The sequence below is a fragment of the [Flexibacter] sp. ATCC 35208 genome (assembly GCF_001975825.1).
Taxonomy (GTDB): Bacteria; Bacteroidota; Bacteroidia; order Chitinophagales; family Chitinophagaceae; genus Chitinophaga.
Map to the genome: position 1 here is coordinate 45,821 of NZ_MTKN01000033.1, position 18,550 is coordinate 64,370.

The following is an 18,550-nucleotide window of genomic DNA, read 5'->3' on the forward strand; positions in this document are numbered from 1 at the left end:
ATGTGGACCATCCTTTTTTACTGCTTTGCAGCGATACAGCTTTTGCTGGCAGCGTACCTGCTACAGCCAACTATTCTTTTGCTTGTTTATGGCATAAAGAAATTTTTTGGCTCCCTCTTTGCAAGCAGGAAGGTGAATACTGAAGCACCGGCACAAGATTATTCTTTTGCAGTCATCATCACGGCCCATAAGAATCTACAACTGGTTCCACCCCTTGTAGATTCTGTACTCAGGCAAACCTACCGCCACTTCAAAGTATATGTTGTAGCGGATGGCTGTGAACATGCGAACATTGGATACAACGACGATCCACAGGTAAAAGTGTTACTGCCGGAAGTACCCTTAAATGCAAAAATCCGTTCCATCGACTATGCGATCAATCATTTTGATGCTACACACGATGTAATGATCATACTGGATGCAGACAACCTGTTGCATCCTGATTACCTCGACGTATTGAACAGGTATTTCAATAAAGGTTACCGTGCGGTACAAACCAATATGCTGGCGAAGAACAACGATAGCGTATATGCACAACTGGATGCTGCAGGTAACTATTTCAGCAACTTCATTGACAGGCGTATGCGCATGGAAATGGGATTGTCTGCCAATATATGGGGACTGGGTATTGCTATCGAAACAGCCCTGTACAAGCAGGTAATCTATCGCAACTTCCTGGGTGGATTTGATAAGAAGATCCAGGCCGATATTGTGAAACTGATTCCACAGCTGGCCTATGCAGAAGAAGCGAAGGTATACGATGAGAAGATTGATAGCGGCGATGCACTGGAAACACAGCGTACCAGGTGGATCAATGCCTACTTTAAATATTTAAAATACGGTTGGGATGTGTTGCTGACGGGATTGAAACGTGGCAGTTTTAACCTCGTATTCTTTGGTTTTAATTTACTGCGTCCGCCATTGTTTCTGCAGGTGGTGGGAGCGGCCTTTTTTGCAGTAGTGAACTATTGGATCTCACCGGTGTGGATGCTGGGCTGGCTAGTGGCGATGGTGCTGTTCCCTTTGTCTTTCCTGATCATCGTAGCGGTGATGAGTACAGACAGGAAAACCGTAGCCGCGCTGTTTTACCTGCCAGTATTTTTTATCAGACAGGTGAAAGCATTCCTGCACATTGGCAGAGCAAATAAAGCCTTTTTACAAACTCAAAATAATAAGGTTATCTATATTCAGGATCTACTGAATCAATAGCTTTCCTCTCATACTTGAGGAAAACCCCGCAAAGCGGCGGGGGAATATGCGAAAAATCCGCAAAAAGGGTGTATCGTCATGATATGCCCTTTTTACTTTAAATTGCCTGTAAAACGAAGAGACCATGTCAGAAACTGTAGAAATCAGGCAATTGACCGCAGAGGATTATATCGATTTGAAGGAGTCTATGTTGAGGGCCTACCCAGATATGGCAGGCAGTTACTGGCGGGAACCCACGCTCCGCAGGCTCATTGAGATATTTCCGGAGGGGCAGATTGCCATCACTGTGAATGAGAAGATAGTGGGCTGTGCCTTATCCATTATCGTGGATTATGGCAAATTTGGGGATGAGCACACCTATGAGCAGATCACAGGGTATTATACTTTCAGTACCCACACTCCCAAAGGGGATATCTTATATGGTATCGAAGTGTTTGTACATCCTGATTACAGGGGCAAGCGACTGGCCAGACGTTTGTATGACGCCCGCAAGAACCTTTGTGAGCGGCTGAACCTGAGAGGTATAGTAGCCGGTGGCCGTATTCCGAATTATGAGAAATATGCGGATCAGCTCACTCCCCGTGAGTATATCGAGAAAGTTAAGGATAAAGAAATATATGATCCTACCCTGACCTTTCAATTCTCCAACGACTTTTTAGTAAAGAAAATATTAAAGAATTACCTGCCGAATGATGAAGCCAGCAGAGGATTCGCTACGCTATTACAATGGTATAATATCTACTATGAAAAGGATAATGATACCGTTCGTTATAATAAATCTACTGTGCGTATCGGGTTGGTGCAATGGCAGATGAGGGACTATGGCAGCCTGGATGGTTTCCTGCAACAGGTAGAATATTTCATTGATGCCGTGAGCGATTATGGGTCTGACTTTGTGGTTTTCCCTGAATTGTTCAACGCCCCATTGATGGCAGAATTTAGCCAGATGGATTCTGCACAGGCCATCAGGGGTGTGGCGAAATACACAGAGGAGATCAGGAACTGGTTTGTAGGTAAGGCAGTGGCATACAATGTAAATATTATTACAGGTAGTATGCCGATCCTGATTGAGGATGCACTGTATAATATTTCTTACCTCTGTCGCAGGGATGGTACCTTTGATCATTATATCAAAATTCATCCTACACCGAGCGAGGTGTATGCATGGGGAATCAAAGGGGGGAATGAACTGAAAACTTTTGATACAGATTGTGGAAAAATTGGGATACAGATCTGTTACGATGTAGAATTCCCTGAACCATCCCGTATACTGGCAGAAGAGGGGATGCAGATCCTGTTCGTACCTTTTCTCACAGATACTCAGCATGCTTTCAACAGGGTACGATTCTGTGCACAGGCACGTGCCATCGAGAATGAATGTTATGTAGCCATAGCGGGTTGTGTAGGTAATCTGCCCAAGGTGAATAACATGGATCTGCAATATGCACAGAGTGCAGTATTAACCCCTTCTGACTTTGCATTTCCTGTAACAGGGGTTAAAGCAGATGCGACCACTAATACAGAAATGGTGGTGATTGCAGATGTCGACCTGGTATTATTAAAGGAATTGCATGCCTTTGGAAGCGTGCAGACCAAAAAGGATATACGAAAAGATCTTTACGAAGTAAAATGGAAAAAATAATGGAACACACGATTAACGTAGCTTTACAGATCCTGCCTACAGTACCGTCAGACAAGGTTTATGCAACAGTAGATGAGGCCATTGCTGTCATTCACAACTCTGGCCTCAAGTACCGGGTATGTCCGTTTGAAACTGTGATAGAAGGGAAGTATGATGAAGTAATGGCGGTGGTACGTCAGGCACAGGAAGTATGCTTCACTGCCGGTGCATCACAGCTATTGTGCTACATCAAAATGCAGATCAAAAAAGACGCAGATGTATACATCGACGACAAGATGGAAAAATATGATTAACCAAACACGAGGTAAGCAATACCCAGTGTAAAGAAGATATTGAACACCTGTGCAATGATGAAAGCCATAGCCGGGCGTCCTCTTTCCATACTGAAAATGTCAGTGAACTTTGTTTCCAGCCCTATGCAGGTGAAGGCTAAGGCAAACCAGTAAGTTTGTAATTCCTTGATGCTACCCTTGATGGTTGTCACCAGCATAGGGCTGAGGGCAAAGGAGAAAAGGAGGGAAGCGAGGATAAAACCTAACACGAATTTAGGGAAGCGCTCCCAGATGGTTCTCAATGTTGGCTTTTCGTAGTTCGCATCTTTTTTGGAATAAGACCAGTATAAAGAGATAAAAAACGCTGCTAATCCTAATAATACATTCTGCGAGAACTTTACCAGGGTGGCATATTTCAGGGCTTCTTCACCCAGCATGGTACCCGCAGCTACAACTGCACCGGAAGTATCGATGGTACCTCCCAGCCACGCACCCGCTACAGCTGGAGACATGCCTGCCCACTTGGCGATGTAAGGCATAAAAAGCATCATCGGAATGGCGACAATCAATACCAGTGAAATGACATGGGATAGTTTCTTGTTATCTCCCTCAATCGCTCCAGCAGTGGCAATGGCTGCAGATACCCCACAGATAGACACTGCACTGGATATCATCATCCTGAATTCATCATCCAGCCCTAATTTCTTACATACCCAAAAGCTGAAATACCAGACAGTAAATACGACGGCTACGGATTGAATAATACCCAAAGCGCCGGCTTTGACGATATCCTGGAACAGGACGGTACAACCTAATAATACCAATCCTATTTTGATATAAAGTTCCGTTTGAATAGCAGGTTTTAACCAGCCAGGTACACCGATCGTATTGCTGATGATTAACCCGAGAATAAGGCTGAAGAGTACCACTTCTATGCCGTAAGACTTCATGAATGCGGTGTTCGCCACGATCTGTGCCACAAGCGTAATTAATACAATCACTAATAATGCGGGAAGTAATTTTATAAAGTCCGCCGTACTGCGGATAAGTACTTTCGCTATGAACAGGCTGGCGGCTACCCATATAAAACCCGATGCGGTTTTGGTCAGGATCACGGTTCCGAAAAAAGGCTTGAGACCAAAGGTAATAACGGCAATTGAGAGGAACGCTATGATGACAGCGATCCAGTCTTCGTGGATTTTCTTAGTAAGCATGCATAAGGTTTTTTCGTTCGTGGTGGTGCCGGTAAGATAGTAAATAAGGTTTATTTATGCCAGAAGAAAATGTAGCCGATAATAATGGCGCCTATGAGGCCAACTACATCTGCAATCAGTCCACAGGTAAGGGCGTATCTGGTCTTTTTGATATTTACGGATCCGAAGTATACGGCTAATATATAAAAGGTAGTTTCTGTAGAACCCTGAATTACACTGGCCAGTTTGCCCTGGAAGGAATCTACACCATAGTGTACAATCGTATCAACCATCAGGCCCCGCGCTGCGCCACCACTGAAAGTCTTCATGATGCCGACAGGCAGTACAGGTACGAAATCAGTATTCAGACCCATCCAGGCAACTACAGCTCCAATGCCATTTGTTACATAATCCAGGCACCCGGTAGCGCGGAAGGCGCTGATACCTACCAGCATGGCCACGAGGTAAGGAATGATCATTACGGAAGTCTGAAAACCTTCTTTCGCCCCTTCAATAAATACATCGTAGACATTTACTTTTTTGATCAATCCCAGGGTCAGGAAGGATACAATGATCGAAAAGATCACCAGTCCGCCAATTAAGCTTGTATAAGTCGCTATTTGCTCGGCGGGCAGGTTATGCATGGCATAATATAAGATAGCCAGTAAGCCGCCGAAGATGCCCAGAAATATCAATACGGGCAATTTGAAGAGATTGAGACGCTGGTAGATGGCTACGGCAATCATACCCGATATGAAGGAGATGAGTGTACCAATCAGGGTAGGAATGAAGATATCCGCAGGGTTGGCAGCATGTTGTGCCAGCCGGATAGCGATCACTGATGTAGGAATAAGCGTGATCCCAGCGGTGTTGAGCACCAGGAACATGATCTGGGCATCGCTGGCAGTATCTTCTTCTTTATTGATCTCCTGTAGCTGCTTCATGGCTTTCAGGCCAAGGGGAGTAGCGGCATTGTCCAGTCCCAGTGCGTTGGCACTAAAGTTCATGAGCATGGATCCCATGGCAGGATTGCCCTTTGGAATAGATGGAAACAGTTTCGAGAAGAAGGGTGTTACGGCTTTGGCAAACACTTCAATCATGCCAGCTTTTTCACCCACTTTCATCATTCCCAGCCAGAAGGTCATGATTCCGGCCAGACCCAGTGAGATTTCGGCCCCGGTTTTGGCACTGTCGAACATGCTTGTCATAACGGTAGAGAACACAGCGGTATCTCCCAAAACGATCAGTTTAAAGAGTGCCACCACAAAAGAAACCAGGAAAAAAGCCAGCCAGACGTAGTTTAAAGCCATGAATTTAGATTGGTTATATAAGTAATCCGGTAAATGTAATAAATTTTTTACCCGGCTGCAAGATGGCTTCTTTAGCGCAGAAGAGGCCGGATGGCAAAACTTCTTAATTAAGTTAAAAAAATACTATCTTCGCGCAAATTTTTTAAAAAAATGGCGTTACAAGCAGGAATTGTTGGATTACCGAATGTGGGAAAATCGACATTATTTAATGCGGTAAGCAACAGCGCAAAAGCGCAGGCTAGCAACTACCGTTTTTGTACTATTGAACCTAACGTAGGACTGGTGGATGTACCGGATACCAGACTGAGTAAACTGGCAGAACTGGTAAACCCAAACAGAATTGTACCTACTACCATTGAATTTGTAGACATCGCCGGTCTGGTAAAAGGTGCCAGTAAAGGTGAAGGTCTGGGAAACAAGTTCCTCGCCAATATCCGTGAGGTAGACGCCATCGTGCACGTGATCCGTTGTTTCGAAGATGACAACATCCTCCGTGAGGAAGGTGCGATCAACCCGATCGGCGACAAGGAAATCATCGATACCGAGCTTCAGCTGAAAGACCTGGAAAGTGTGGAAAAGAAAATCGCCCGTACTGAAAAGATGGCGAAGACCGGTGGTGATCCGAAAGCAAAGAAAGAATACGAAATCCTGAAACAATGCCAGGAACACCTGGAAAAAGGTAAAAATATCCGTGAACTGGGTCTGAGCAAGGAAGACAGTGTTGCTATTGCAGACCTGTTCCTGCTGACAGCAAAACCAGTGCTGTATGTAGCTAACGTAGACGAAGGCAGCATGCACACTGGCAATAAATATTCCCAGGCGCTGCAGGAAGGTGTTAAAGCCGAAGGCGCACAGGTGATCGTGATGAACAATACCATCGAAGCACAGATCTCTGAAATGGAAGATCCGGCAGACAAGGAACTGTTCCTTTCTGAATACAGCCTGACTGAGCCAGGTCTGAACCGCCTGATCCGTTCTGCTTACAACCTGCTGGAACTGATCACCTACTTCACAGCGGGTGTGCAGGAAGTAAGGGCGTGGACCATCCATAAAGGCTGGAAAGCTCCACAGGCAGCGAGCGTGATCCACACGGATTTCGAAAAAGGTTTCATCAAAGCGGAAGTAATTGCTTATGATGATTATGTTAAATATGGTTCAGAAGCAGCTGCCAGAGATAACGGCCGCTTTAGAATTGAAGGTAAAGAGTATATCGTAGCGGATGGTGATGTTATGCACTTCCGTTTTAATGTATAAAAGATGCTTCACGGCTTTTAGGGCCGATGAGGGTTACAACAAAAGACGCCCTGGGCCATCTGGTCCCAGGGCGTCGCCTATTTCAGGGGGCTTTAATTCCTGCTTACACACGATCTGATTCTCTGATAGCCCCGTTTTTTAAACTGGTAATTAATCCTTTCCCGTAAATATTTTTTCCTCTCCATTAATCTTTCCTTTATTATATTTGTCTACTTATTTAGTAGACTAATGGCCATTGTCTCTCAAATTAAAAATATCGTCGCAAAAAAATGAGAGCAATATTAGCACTGATAGGCATGTTGATGACTATAACAGCACATGCACAATTAACGGGGAAAGTAGTAGATCCGGATACAGGCACCCCTGTTCCGGGAGCGAGTGTATTGATTAAGTCTACCACGACAGGGGCGCTGACCGATACGGCGGGGGTATTCCATTTACCTTTTTCGGGGGCATTTCCCGTGAAGCTGGTGGTGACTTACGTTGGTTATGGTAATAAGGAAGTGGTGCTAAAGAATGCCAGCTTTGTTACAATTACGTTATCTGAAAAACAAATTACACACTTGAATGACGTGGTAGTGACAGCGTCACGTCATTCGGAATCCATCCTGCGTTCACCGGTTACCATCGAGAAGTTAAGCAGCAGGCAGCTGGCAGAAAGCCCGGCCGTGAGTGCCTATGAGGCGATTTCTTCACTAAAGGGGGTGAATACGTTGAATACGAGTTTGCTGTTTACAGTGTATAATACACGTGGGTTCCAGAATCCTACGAATTTGCGGTTTGTACAGCTGGTAGATGGGATGGATAATCAGTCGCCGGTATTGAACTTCCCAATAGCGAATACGATTGGCGCAGGGGATCTGGATGTGGAGAGTGTGGAGTTGATACCGGGGGCGTCTTCGGCGCTGTACGGGTTGAGTGCAACGAATGGGTTGGTAAATACAATCACGAAGGATCCATGGTTGCATCAGGGGCTGAGTTTTAATTATAAAGGAGGGGTAAATAATCTTCATAATCCTTATAACTATGTGTCACCCTCAGCATATACCAGTATTTCATTGCGGTATGCGAAAGCGATTTCTGACCGGTTGGCATTTAAAGTGAACTTTGCATATACCCGTGGGAGTGATTGGGCTTCCGGTGATACTGCCAGGCAGACAAATTTGAATGCAGGAATTGGGTATGGTTCAATAGGCACACGTCAGGATCCCGGGTACAATGGTGTGAATGTGTATGGCGATGAAAGTTATCGGACATTGACTCTGAATAGCCAGAGTGTGGTAGTAAGCCGCACAGGTTATAAAGAAGCCGAGCTGACTGATTATGCATCTAAATTGCTGAAAGCAGATGCAACCTTAGTGTATAAATTCAATAATGATACCCGGTTGTCTTATTCTTACAAAGGTGGTATCGTTGATAATATTTTTACCCGTGCAAATAAGCTGAAGTTTAAAAACTACACAGTACAACAGCATGGGATCACATTTAAATCTCCTGTGATCTCTTATAAGGGATATGTGAATACGGAGAACTCAGGGGATTCTTATAATATCCGTTTCCTGGCTGATAATATTAATCGTACGTGGAAGAGCGATAGCCAGTGGTATAGTGATTTTACTACCGCATTTAATAGTAACTATTCTTCTGAAGGGAATATGAATACTGCCCTGCAGGCCGCAAGAACCGCTGCTGATAACGGTCGTATTGAAGCAGGTACTACCTCTTTTAATCATATAGCCGATAGTTTAAAACGCATTGGCAGCTGGACTTCAGGTGCGAAGTTTATTTCCAGAGGGTATTTTATTCATAATGAATTGCAGGCGGATCTGTCTAAATGGACCTCTAAAATTTTGGATGTGCAGATTGGTGCAGATTACAGATTTAGTTCTTTGCGCTCTGATGGTACCTTTTATCCTGATACTACGGGAAGTCCTATTACCACATGGAAAGGCGGTGCTTTTGTGCAGTTAAGCAGGGAGATTATTCCCGGCAAATTAAAAGCGACAGGTTCCGTGCGCTATGATAAGGCACAATATATAGATGGACAATTCACTTCACGGCTTGGGTTGGTGTATTCTCCTACACCTCAGCATAATTTTCGTTTATCTTTTCAGAATGGTTACCGAATGCCTGTATTCCAGGATGCGTGGGCAAATCTGCGCTTAGGTACTACGCAGGTATTGGGTGGTATCAAACAGAACCTGCAATCCTATGATATCATAGGGAACTCTTACTTCACTTCCAGTATAACAGCGTTTAATACGGCTGTCAACAAAGCTGTGAACGCAGGTACAGACAGGGATGAAGCTATTCAGGCGAATAAATCCCTGCTGGTAGCTGCGCCTATCAATTACATCAAACCAGAGAAGAACTTAACATTTGAACTGGGCTATAAGGGCTCATTGTTGAATGATAAATTGTTTGTGGATGTATCTGCTTTCTGGGTACAGTTTGATGGATTTATACAGGGTATTGGCGTGGGTAAAGTAAATCTCTCATCTGGGATATCCAACGATAGTCTGGCAGCAATCGCAGTAGCCGGAGGTAATTATTCCAGTTATTCTGTGTATACGAATACACCTTCTAAAGTATATAACTATGGAGTATCTCTGGGTGTAGATTATGTATTACCAAAAGATTATCATTTCTCTGCGAATGCGACTTATAATGGGTTTGATCAGGCAGGGACGAAGGATGCTTACCTGAGTTCAGGAGGGTTTAATACGCCCAGTTTTAGTGGAAGCTTTAGTTTGGGGAATACGCATGTGTATAAAAACTTTGGATTTAATGTGGCTTATCGCTGGTCAGGTGGTATTAACTGGGTGTCCAGTATTGCGAATGGATATGTACCGGCATGGGGTTCACTGGATGCGCAGGTTTCCTATCATATTCCCGCAGCGAAGAGTACGATCAGGATCGGTGGAAGCAATATCCTGAACAAATATTATACGCAGTATATGAGTGGGCCTTCTATTGGCGGCTTGTATTATGCGAGCTTCACTTTTGATGAATTATTCAGTAAAAAGCACTAATAAATGAAAAGAAGATTTTTGTTACCTGTCGCATTGGGCACAGCTGTATTGTGCAGCTTTACAGGCAAAAAGCCGGCGCCTAACCGTCCGCCGAATGTCATTGTAATATTGGCAGATGACTTAGGATATAGTGATCTGCAGGCGTATGGAAATACGAAAGTACGGACGCCAAATATAGATGGATTAGGGAAAAGTGGGATACGGTTCACCACTGCATATGCAGCAGCGCCAATTTGTTCTCCTTCCCGTGCGGGGTTGATCACGGGGCGTAGCCAGGTACGATTTGGATATGAATTTATGCCAGATGGTAGTGGGGCTGCACAGAATGGGTTGCCAGCTTCTGAGCTCACGCTGGCGCAGTTGCTGCATGCGCAGGGGTATGCTACTGGCATCGTAGGCAAATGGCACCTGGGTACTGGTGATGGCTTCTATCCTGATCAGAAAGGATTTGATTACAGCTATTATTTTCAGGCAGGGTTATCTCCTTATACAGAAGGGGAACTGGATACCACTAAATATGTGGGCATTCGTGCACCATGGGCATTGACGGATAAGATTGCATGGACACCACGTAAGGGTGCGACTGCTATTCGAGAAGGCAGAGAGGTCGTGCAGGATACGGGTTACCTTACTTTTTCTTTGGCTAATAAAGCTTCGCAGTTTATACAGCAGCATAAAGACAAGCCTTACTTTTTATACCTGACCTTTAATGCGCCGCATGATCCATTCCAGGTGCCAAAGGCTTATTACAACAGGATAACTACAGAGAAGGATTCTCTTAAACGTATATACTATGGTATGATTGAAGCACTGGATGATGCTGTGGGTCAGGTATTGGCGCAGGTGAAAGCATCTGGTCAGGAAGATAATACGATCATTTTCTTTACCAGTGATAATGGTGGTGCAAGTTATACCCGTGCGACAGATAATTATCCTTTGCGGGGTGGCAAGTGTACGCACTTTGAAGGTGGTTTGTCTGTACCATTTTATGTACGCTATACGGGGCATATAGCCAGCGGCGTGACATCAGCACAGGAGATATCTTCGCTGGATATTTTTGCTACTGCTGCGGCATTGTCCGGTGCGACACTACCTGCTGACAGGACTTATGATGGAGTGAACCTTGTACCTTTTTTACAAAAGGGAACGTTGAATAAGCATCCCCATGAGCAATTTGTTTGGAGAAGTGGGTTTTCAAAAGCGTTTAGGAGTGGGAACTGGAAGTTAGTGGTGAATGAGCATGATAAAAAAGAATGGTTGTTTGATCTGTCTAAGGATAGGGAAGAGAAAAATGATCTGTCAGCGTCACATCCGAAGGAGTTGAAACAATTGAAGGAGGAGTTGAAGAAGTATGAGGATACGCAGGTGCATTCTCCTTTGTGGGAGAGTCGGTATAATGCGACAGTTTCGGAGAGAGGGGAGGAATATACTTTCCCGATTTAAATATTTTTGAGTACTAAATTGAAACGCTTTTGCCGATGGCAAAAGCGTTTCAATTTAGAGGTTGTTTTTTATTTATTTCAGAAGGTCTTCGAAAAGCAAAGAGATATAATAAATACCTCCTGCCTTTGGATTACCAAATGATGTTTGATAATAGTGGTTAGTTATATTCGAACCACCAACTTTAATTGTCGCATTCACTTTTGGAATTCTATAGTTCACCTGTGCATCCAGCGTAGCATACGCCGCTACTTCACCCTGCACAAAACTACTATTCCACGTAAACGCATCCTGCCATCTGTACATCACATTAAATCCAAGATTCTTATATACATTCCTATTTGACAAACCTAGATTGAAACGATATTTAGGCGTGTTAAATGAATTAGATAATGTCTTTGAATCCTTCGTGATATCATTGTAAGATACATTGCCAGTAATGGTCCATTTACCAATCAAATATTCCAGTCCCAACGCTCCCCCTTGTGTGACCACATCAGTAGGATTGTTTACATAAGTCGCAAAGATATTTGCTCTGCTAAATGATGGATCGGAAGCCAGCGGCTGTGTAGGTTGGATCAGTACCAGGTAAGAAAGGAAGTTTTTATACTTGCTGTAATAGTAGTAAGCATCTATCAACAGGCGGTTATTGATCAGCCCCTTATAACCTACTTCATAAGAACTCACGCTCTCAGGTCTGAACTTACCAAAGGTATACGTTTCCAGTTTGGTAGGATCACCGGTTGCAGCATATTGCTGAACGCTTGCCTGTGTATAGCCTTTTGTATTATACAGGTCATACTTTGAGATCAATGCAGGCAAGCCACCAATCAGTCTTGTATTGGAGCGGATAGGTAAATCTATGTACTGGTCCTGGTTGGTAGGATTACGATAAGCTGTCTGGAAGGAGAGCCGGATATTGTGTTGTGGTGCTACTGTGAATACACCAGAGATACGGGGTGTAAACCTGCCATCAAAGTTTTCGTTCTTATCATAGCGCACAGAACCTGTCAGTTTAATCCTGTCATTTATCAGTTTCTTCCCCACCTGTACAAAGCCACCGTATTCATTGATTCCAATACGTCCGTTTGCATCGTCGAAGATGGTACCGTCTGAGTTAAGTGCGTAATGGCGGAAACTAGCTCCTGCCTGCAATTCCAGTACTTTTACATGATCCGTGAAATCATAGAATCCTTCATAGTGGTACAGGTTTGTTTTATCATTGAATTTAGCACCATTACGATCAGTACCAAACCCGATGTAGCGTTCCGTAATTGTCTTTTTCGCTGTGTTAAAGTTTTCAGAACCTGGTACTAAACGGTTTCTGTCTGCATATCCACGGGCAATGGCATGTGCTTCCAGATCCGTCTTTACACCCGGTGCACCCTGAAATACACCCAGTCTTGCCTGATTGTAAACAGTGGCATATTCTGCAAACCAGCCACCTGTTACAGCGCCATTAGCATCGTAGGTAGCACTTGGGCTGTAAGTTTCATTGAGCAGGGTACCAAGCGCAGTCGCGTTGTAGGCTTCGCCGGAACGTTCCTGTGTGGTATATGCTCTTAAATAGAAGCGTTTGCCTCTCAGTTCCACCTTATACTGTCCCATGTCGAAATTGCGGAGAGAGTAGCGGTCGGAGCCGGTATACACCGTGGTACCTTTACCCCAGTTACCCTGAATAATACCTTCCAGGTTATCGGTGAATTTATAATGTAAAGCACCGCTTAATTTTAGACTTTTAGTACCATAATCCACCAGGTCTTTTTCCCTGTAACCGGTACGTGACACCGCCACCCCATTCAGGTAACCTGCGCTGGTGCCATAGGTAGTTGTGATTTCATCACCATACACATTCACCCCATCATAATTGGGATCTGAGGCATGTGAGAAACCCGCTTTTGTCTTGCCATTTAAACGGTCATAATTAGTAGAATCCAAAGCCTGCCAGTCATCTGCCTGCAGGTAGCAGAGGTTCAGCTTAAATGCAAAGCGACCAAAAGCTTTTGCATAGCGGGCAGCAATGTCCGGGATAAAACCTACATAAGGTTGTTGTTGCTTACCTACATGGTTTACACCACTCTGCAACCGAAGGCTCAGTCCCTGGTATTCAAAAGGGCTTTTGCTGGTCATAAGCAGGGTACCGTTCATACCACCTGCACCGTACAGGGCGGAAGATGCACCGGGCAGTAATTCAACAGAAGCGACATCCAGTTCGGAGAGGCCTAATATGTTTCCTACAGAGAAGTTGAGACCGGGGGCCTGGTTATCCATGCCATCTACCAGCTGATTAAAACGGGTGTTTCCATTCGTATTGAAACCACGGGTCGTTACGGTACGGAAGGTGAGGCTTTGCATACTGGTTTCTACGCCTTTCAGAGAGGGGAGTGCATCGTAGAAATTGGGGGTAGGTGTTTCCCTGATGGCGGTAGCATTGAGTTTTTCGATAGACACCGGGGAGGCAAGGATAGATTCTGATACACGGCTGGCGGCGACTACTACTTCTTCACCCAGGATTTCGGTGGAGCTCAGCTGAATATTGTTACTTTCTTCATTCGAGACCTGTACCTGTTCGCTTTTAAAACCTACGGATGAGAAAATAAGTGTCAGCGGCAACGATCGGGTCGTGTTGAATTTATAGTGGCCGCTGCCATCGGTGATAGTCCCCGACAGGGTACCTTTTAAACTAACGGTTACACCAGGTAGGGGTTCGCCGGTAGTCTTATTAGTTACGGTACCGGTAATGGTCTTTTGCTGGGCGTATGCTAACGTGAAAAGCTGTAATAACAGCATACAGCACAGACTGGCTTTTACAAAGCAGTTCTTCATATAGTGGCGATTTTTCGATTTTGATTGACGGGGTGTATAATTTTAATTGAATATAGGTAAATTATGTTAATAAAAACAAAAAGGAAGGCTTCCGCTGTACGTGGAAGTCTTCCTTTTTGGCGCTGGCTTGCGGCCGGCTTTATTAAATTGAATTAATCCATTTTTTGACCAACTTTTCTATATCCAAGATAGAAGAACAGCGGGAATACTAACAGCGTCAGAATTGTTGCCGTAATCAGCCCCCCAATCACTACAATTGCCAGTGGTTTGGAAGTCTCGGAACCTATTCCTTTGGACAATGCCGCCGGTAACAACCCGATTGCCGCCATCAGTGCTGTCATTACCACCGGACGTACCCTTTCGCGCACACCATCCCTTATGGATATTTCAAGTGTATGGTGGTTGAAGTCGTGCTTTTTCACCTTGCCCATGTTATTCTTAAACACCGATATGAGGATCACCCCGTTCTGTATACAGATACCAAAGAGTGCAATGAAACCGATACCTGCAGAGATACTGAAGTTTGTGTTACTTATGAGCAGGGCAGCGATACCCCCGATGATCGCAAATGGTACGTTGATCAATACAAGGCCTGCATCCTTCACATTTCCAAACATCACAAACAGGATCAGGAAGATCAGCATCAAACTGATTGGTACTACCTGAGTAAGGCGCTGAGTGGCACGTTGCTGGTTTTCAAAGTCTCCCGCCCACTGCATTTCATAGCCTTTATCCAGCTTCACATCCTTATTCACTTTGGCCTGTGCTTCCGCAATCACACTACCCATATCACGACCACGTACAGAGAATTTTACAGCAGTATAGCGCCTGTTATCATCTCTGAAGATGATGCTCGGACCTGTCAGGGTCTTGATGTTCGCAATGTTTTTGATAGGTACTTTTGCACCACGCAGGGTAGGTACCATCAGGTCACTGATCGCTTCTGCATTGTTACGGTATTGCTCTTCGTAACGCAGACGCAGCTGGAACTTACGCTCACCTTCATAGATCTGTGTAACGGCTTTACCACCAATCGCCATTTCGATAATCGCATTGGCATCGGCAGTCGTTACACCATACAGGGCCATTTTATTTTCATCCAGTTCAATATCCATTTCAGGCTGACCAATGTTCTTGATGACACCTAAGTCTGTCACACCCGGAATGTTCTTCATGATATCATATACCTGATTGGCTTTGCCTTCAGTATACACCAGACTATCTCCATAGATCTTCACACACAGGGAACCTTTCACACCGGATACCGCTTCTTCCACGTTGTCCATGATCGGCTGGGAGAAGTTCAGGTTGATACCCGGATACACAGCCAGTTTCTGCTGCATACGGTCAATCAATTCTTCTTTCGTAATACCGCTCTTCCATTGTTTTTTTGGATAGATATCCACATGGAATTCGATGTTGTAGAAACCTGTTGCATCCGTACCATCATTTGGACGACCGGTTTGCGACATCACCTGTTTTACCTCCGGATAAGACAGGATAATACGCCGCATTTTGTTGGCGATAGATTTGGATTCTTCAAGCGATACGCTGAGCGGACAGGTAGCACGGATATAGATCGCACCTTCATCCAGCTCAGGCAGGAACTCACTACCCAGGAATTTGAAGTTGAACAGACCTACTACCACTAAACCAACCGCAACCAGCAAAGAGAGCCGTTTATTTCTATATGTCCAGGCGAACATTTTCATTACACCATTGGTAATGAACTCCACAAAAATATTGTGTTTCTCTCTTACATTCTTACGCAGTAAAATACTACTGAGCAATGGAATCAGGGTCAGGGTGAGGATCAATGCACCTAAGAGCGCAAAGCCCAGTGTCCATGCCAACGGAGAGAACATCTTACCTTCTACTTTCTGGAAAGAGAAGATAGGCAACAGACCTGCGATGATGATCAGTTTGGAGAAGAAGATCGCTTTACCCAGTTCACCACCGGTATTCTTGATGATACCCAGTTTGGAAAGTTTGTTGAACCGCTCCATACCCATCTGGTGTGCCCGCTGATCTAACAACACAAAGATCCCTTCCACCATCACGACGGCACCGTCAATGATGATACCGAAGTCAATCGCCCCCATCGACAGCAGGTTCGCAGACATGCCTTTTAGTGTGAGGCAGATAAATGCAAACAGCAGTGCCAGTGGAATTACAATCGCCACGATCACAGTCGTACGCCAGTCAGCCATAAAGAGGAATACGATCACCGTTACGAAGATGATACCTTCCAGCATGTTGTGCAATACGGTGTGTGTCGCGAATTCGATCAGGTCACTACGGTTATAGAATGTATTGATCTTTACATCGGGAGGCAGCACTTTGTCGTTCAGGTAGGTAATCCTATCCTGCACACGTTTGATCACCTCACTTGGGTTTTCACCTTTACGCATGACGATGATACCTTCCACCACATCGTTCTGTTTATCACGACCTACCTGACCTAAGCGGGGCAGGGCAGAGATAGCCACAGTACCGATATCTTTTACTAAAATAGGTGTACCATTGATGTTGTCAACGATGATGTTACCAATTTCTTCCGCATTGTTCAGCAAACCAATACCACGTACTACATAAGCCTGTGAGTTATCTACGATCACATCACCACCTACGTTGATATTACTTTTGGAAATCGCGTTTGATACATCCAGTGGGGTGATATTATAAGAAGCGAGTTTCTGTGGGTTTACGGCAATTTCATACGTTTTTACTTCCCCCCCAAAGCTCACCACATCGCCTACACCAGGTACGTTCAACAGGCGACGTTCAATCACCCAGTCCTGCAGTGTTTTCAGCTCTCTCACCGTCTTGGTTTTGCTCTCCAGCGTATAGCGGAAGATCTCACCGGTAGGGCCGGTAGGGGGCTGTACATCAGGGTCTGCACCATCAGGCAGTTCCACATCACGGAGCAGGTTGTTTACCTGCTGACGGGCAAACGCATCGTCCACACCATCTTCAAAGATCACTTTCACCACTGACAGACCGAATACAGTCGTAGAACGAACAGATTCTTTTTTCTGTACAGGGTTCATGGCTATTTCCACGGGCACAGTCACAAACTTTTCTACCTCTTCGGCACTTCTGCCTGGCCATTGGGTAATAATAGTGATCTGAGTATTTGTTACATCCGGAAAAGCCTCAATGGGAATATTTTTGAATGCGATCACACCCCATACGACGAGGACGATGGTCGCAAAACCTATGAAAAGCTTATTCTTTAACGAAAAAGCAATTATCTTTTTTATGACTTTCTGCATGGATTATTTTGTATTAAGGGCATCATAAATAAATACCTGTGAGCTGGTCACTACCTGGTCATTTACCTGCAGACCAGAGATGAACGCCCTGTTGTCGATACGTCGAATCACTTTGATCTCACGGATTTCAAGACCTTTGGCTGTTTTTACTACTACATACTGCTTGCTGTTGTCCATCACCACAGCATTGGCAGGGATGCTCAGCATGCTGGTAGCGGCTGGTTTGGTATTTACTTTTACAGTGGCAAACATCTCTGGTTTCAGTTCCCCACTTGCATTCTGCATGCTGATACGCACCTGCATGGTACGGTTGGCAGGATCCAGTACATTGTATACTTTGTCGATTTTACCGATGTAATCCTTTTCAGGATTTGCGAGGGTAGTGACACGTACTTCGTCGCCCAGTTTGATAGCAGGAATATCTGCTTCGTAAACATTTGCGATGATCCAAACGGTATTCAGGTCGGCAACAGTGAAGAGGTTCGCGCTGTTGTCCTGGCGAACTTCGGAGTTGTTGCTAATATTTTTCTCAATTATATAACCGCTGATCGGTGCTTTCAAAGTATATGCTGAGCTGCTGCCACCGGTGATGCTGGCTACGGAGCGGGCGCGGTTCAGTTCAGATTCAGCTTTCTTTTCTTCGATCTGTGCACCCAGGTAATCCTGTTGGGTAGCTAGGTTACCTTCGAAGAGAGACTTCTGGGTTTCAACATTTTTCTTCGCCAGGGCTACATTGGACTCGGCCACAGATACATCGTTGCTGATGCCTGCTACTTCGGTACTTTGCAGTAAGGCGAGGAGCTGACCCTGTTTTACAAAATCGCCCAGTTCTACATTCACTGATCTGATCTTACCACTCACCAGCGCATATACTTTAGCTTCTTTGGTTTCGTCCGGAACGATCTTACCATTCAGTTTGATAGTTTCCGAAGGATTTTCAAATGTAGCTGGTGCGGTTTGCACATTCTTTACCAGGCTATCTGACAGTGCGTTTTCATCTTTGACTACTTCAGGCGTGTGACCACCACATGCTGTAAGCATGCATCCGAGTGCAACAGGAAAGAGATATATAACAAAAGGTTTCATGACTATACTAA

At 44.8% G+C, this 18,550-nt stretch carries 11 protein-coding genes; 6 read left to right on the forward strand and 5 right to left on the reverse strand.

All coding sequences use genetic code 11. From position 1 onward, the window contains the following. The 3 genes from BW716_RS20405 (at position 1) to BW716_RS20415 (ending at position 3,144) form a co-directional block, all read left to right on the forward strand. Positions 1 to 1,209 (forward strand): glycosyltransferase family 2 protein, encoded by a 1,209-nt coding sequence (locus tag BW716_RS20405; RefSeq protein ID WP_179091201.1) that lies wholly within the window; start codon positions 1 to 3, stop codon positions 1,207 to 1,209. A 124-nt stretch (positions 1,210 to 1,333) separates the two neighbouring features. After that, on the forward strand, positions 1,334 to 2,851 hold the full coding sequence (locus tag BW716_RS20410) for a bifunctional GNAT family N-acetyltransferase/carbon-nitrogen hydrolase family protein (RefSeq protein WP_083725401.1): 1,518 nt from the start codon (positions 1,334 to 1,336) through the stop codon (positions 2,849 to 2,851). Beyond that, entirely contained in the window at positions 2,851 to 3,144 is a 294-nt protein-coding gene (locus BW716_RS20415) for a thiamine-binding protein (RefSeq protein WP_083725465.1), read from the forward strand. Before BW716_RS20410 ends, BW716_RS20415 begins: the two co-directional genes overlap by 1 nt. On the opposite strand, the gene BW716_RS20420 is transcribed toward BW716_RS20415, so the two are convergent. Together BW716_RS20420 and BW716_RS20425 are read right to left on the reverse strand one after the other, a co-directional pair. Next, positions 3,141 to 4,337, reverse strand: coding sequence for a YeiH family protein (locus BW716_RS20420; protein WP_083725403.1), 1,197 nt, complete (start codon positions 4,335 to 4,337; stop codon positions 3,141 to 3,143). The genes BW716_RS20415 and BW716_RS20420 overlap by 4 nt on opposite strands. 50 nt (positions 4,338 to 4,387) lie before the next feature. Beyond that, complete coding sequence (locus tag BW716_RS20425; RefSeq protein ID WP_083725405.1) at positions 4,388 to 5,626, reverse strand: nucleoside recognition domain-containing protein; 1,239 nt, start codon at positions 5,624 to 5,626, stop codon at positions 4,388 to 4,390. A 150-nt stretch (positions 5,627 to 5,776) separates the two neighbouring features. On the opposite strand from BW716_RS20425, the gene ychF reads away from it, so the two are divergent. The 3 genes from ychF (at position 5,777) to BW716_RS20440 (ending at position 11,355) form a co-directional block, all read left to right on the forward strand. Beyond that, positions 5,777 to 6,880, forward strand: a complete 1,104-nt coding sequence (gene ychF, locus BW716_RS20430) for a redox-regulated ATPase YchF (protein WP_083725407.1) — start codon at positions 5,777 to 5,779, stop codon at positions 6,878 to 6,880. Between the two features lie 269 nt (positions 6,881 to 7,149). Continuing rightward, a complete protein-coding gene (locus BW716_RS20435) occupies positions 7,150 to 9,912 on the forward strand; it encodes a TonB-dependent receptor (protein ID WP_083725409.1) in 2,763 nt (920 codons plus the stop codon). A 3-nt stretch (positions 9,913 to 9,915) separates the two neighbouring features. After that, the gene (locus BW716_RS20440) at positions 9,916 to 11,355 is read left to right on the forward strand and encodes a sulfatase-like hydrolase/transferase (protein ID WP_083725411.1); all 1,440 of its coding nucleotides are present in this window, start codon (positions 9,916 to 9,918) and stop codon (positions 11,353 to 11,355) included. Positions 11,356 to 11,427: 72 nt separating this feature from the next. On the opposite strand, the gene BW716_RS20445 is transcribed toward BW716_RS20440, so the two are convergent. The 3 genes from BW716_RS20445 to BW716_RS20455 all read right to left on the reverse strand — a co-directional run bounded on the left by BW716_RS20445 (position 11,428) and on the right by BW716_RS20455 (position 18,539). After that, positions 11,428 to 14,178, reverse strand: coding sequence for a TonB-dependent receptor (locus BW716_RS20445; protein ID WP_083725413.1), 2,751 nt, complete (start codon positions 14,176 to 14,178; stop codon positions 11,428 to 11,430). A 152-nt stretch (positions 14,179 to 14,330) separates the two neighbouring features. Further along, entirely contained in the window at positions 14,331 to 17,453 is a 3,123-nt protein-coding gene (locus tag BW716_RS20450; protein WP_083725415.1) for an efflux RND transporter permease subunit, read from the reverse strand. 3 nt (positions 17,454 to 17,456) lie between these two features. Beyond that, complete coding sequence (locus BW716_RS20455) at positions 17,457 to 18,539, reverse strand: efflux RND transporter periplasmic adaptor subunit (protein WP_083725417.1); 1,083 nt, start codon at positions 18,537 to 18,539, stop codon at positions 17,457 to 17,459. Positions 18,540 to 18,550: the final 11 nt, after the last annotated feature.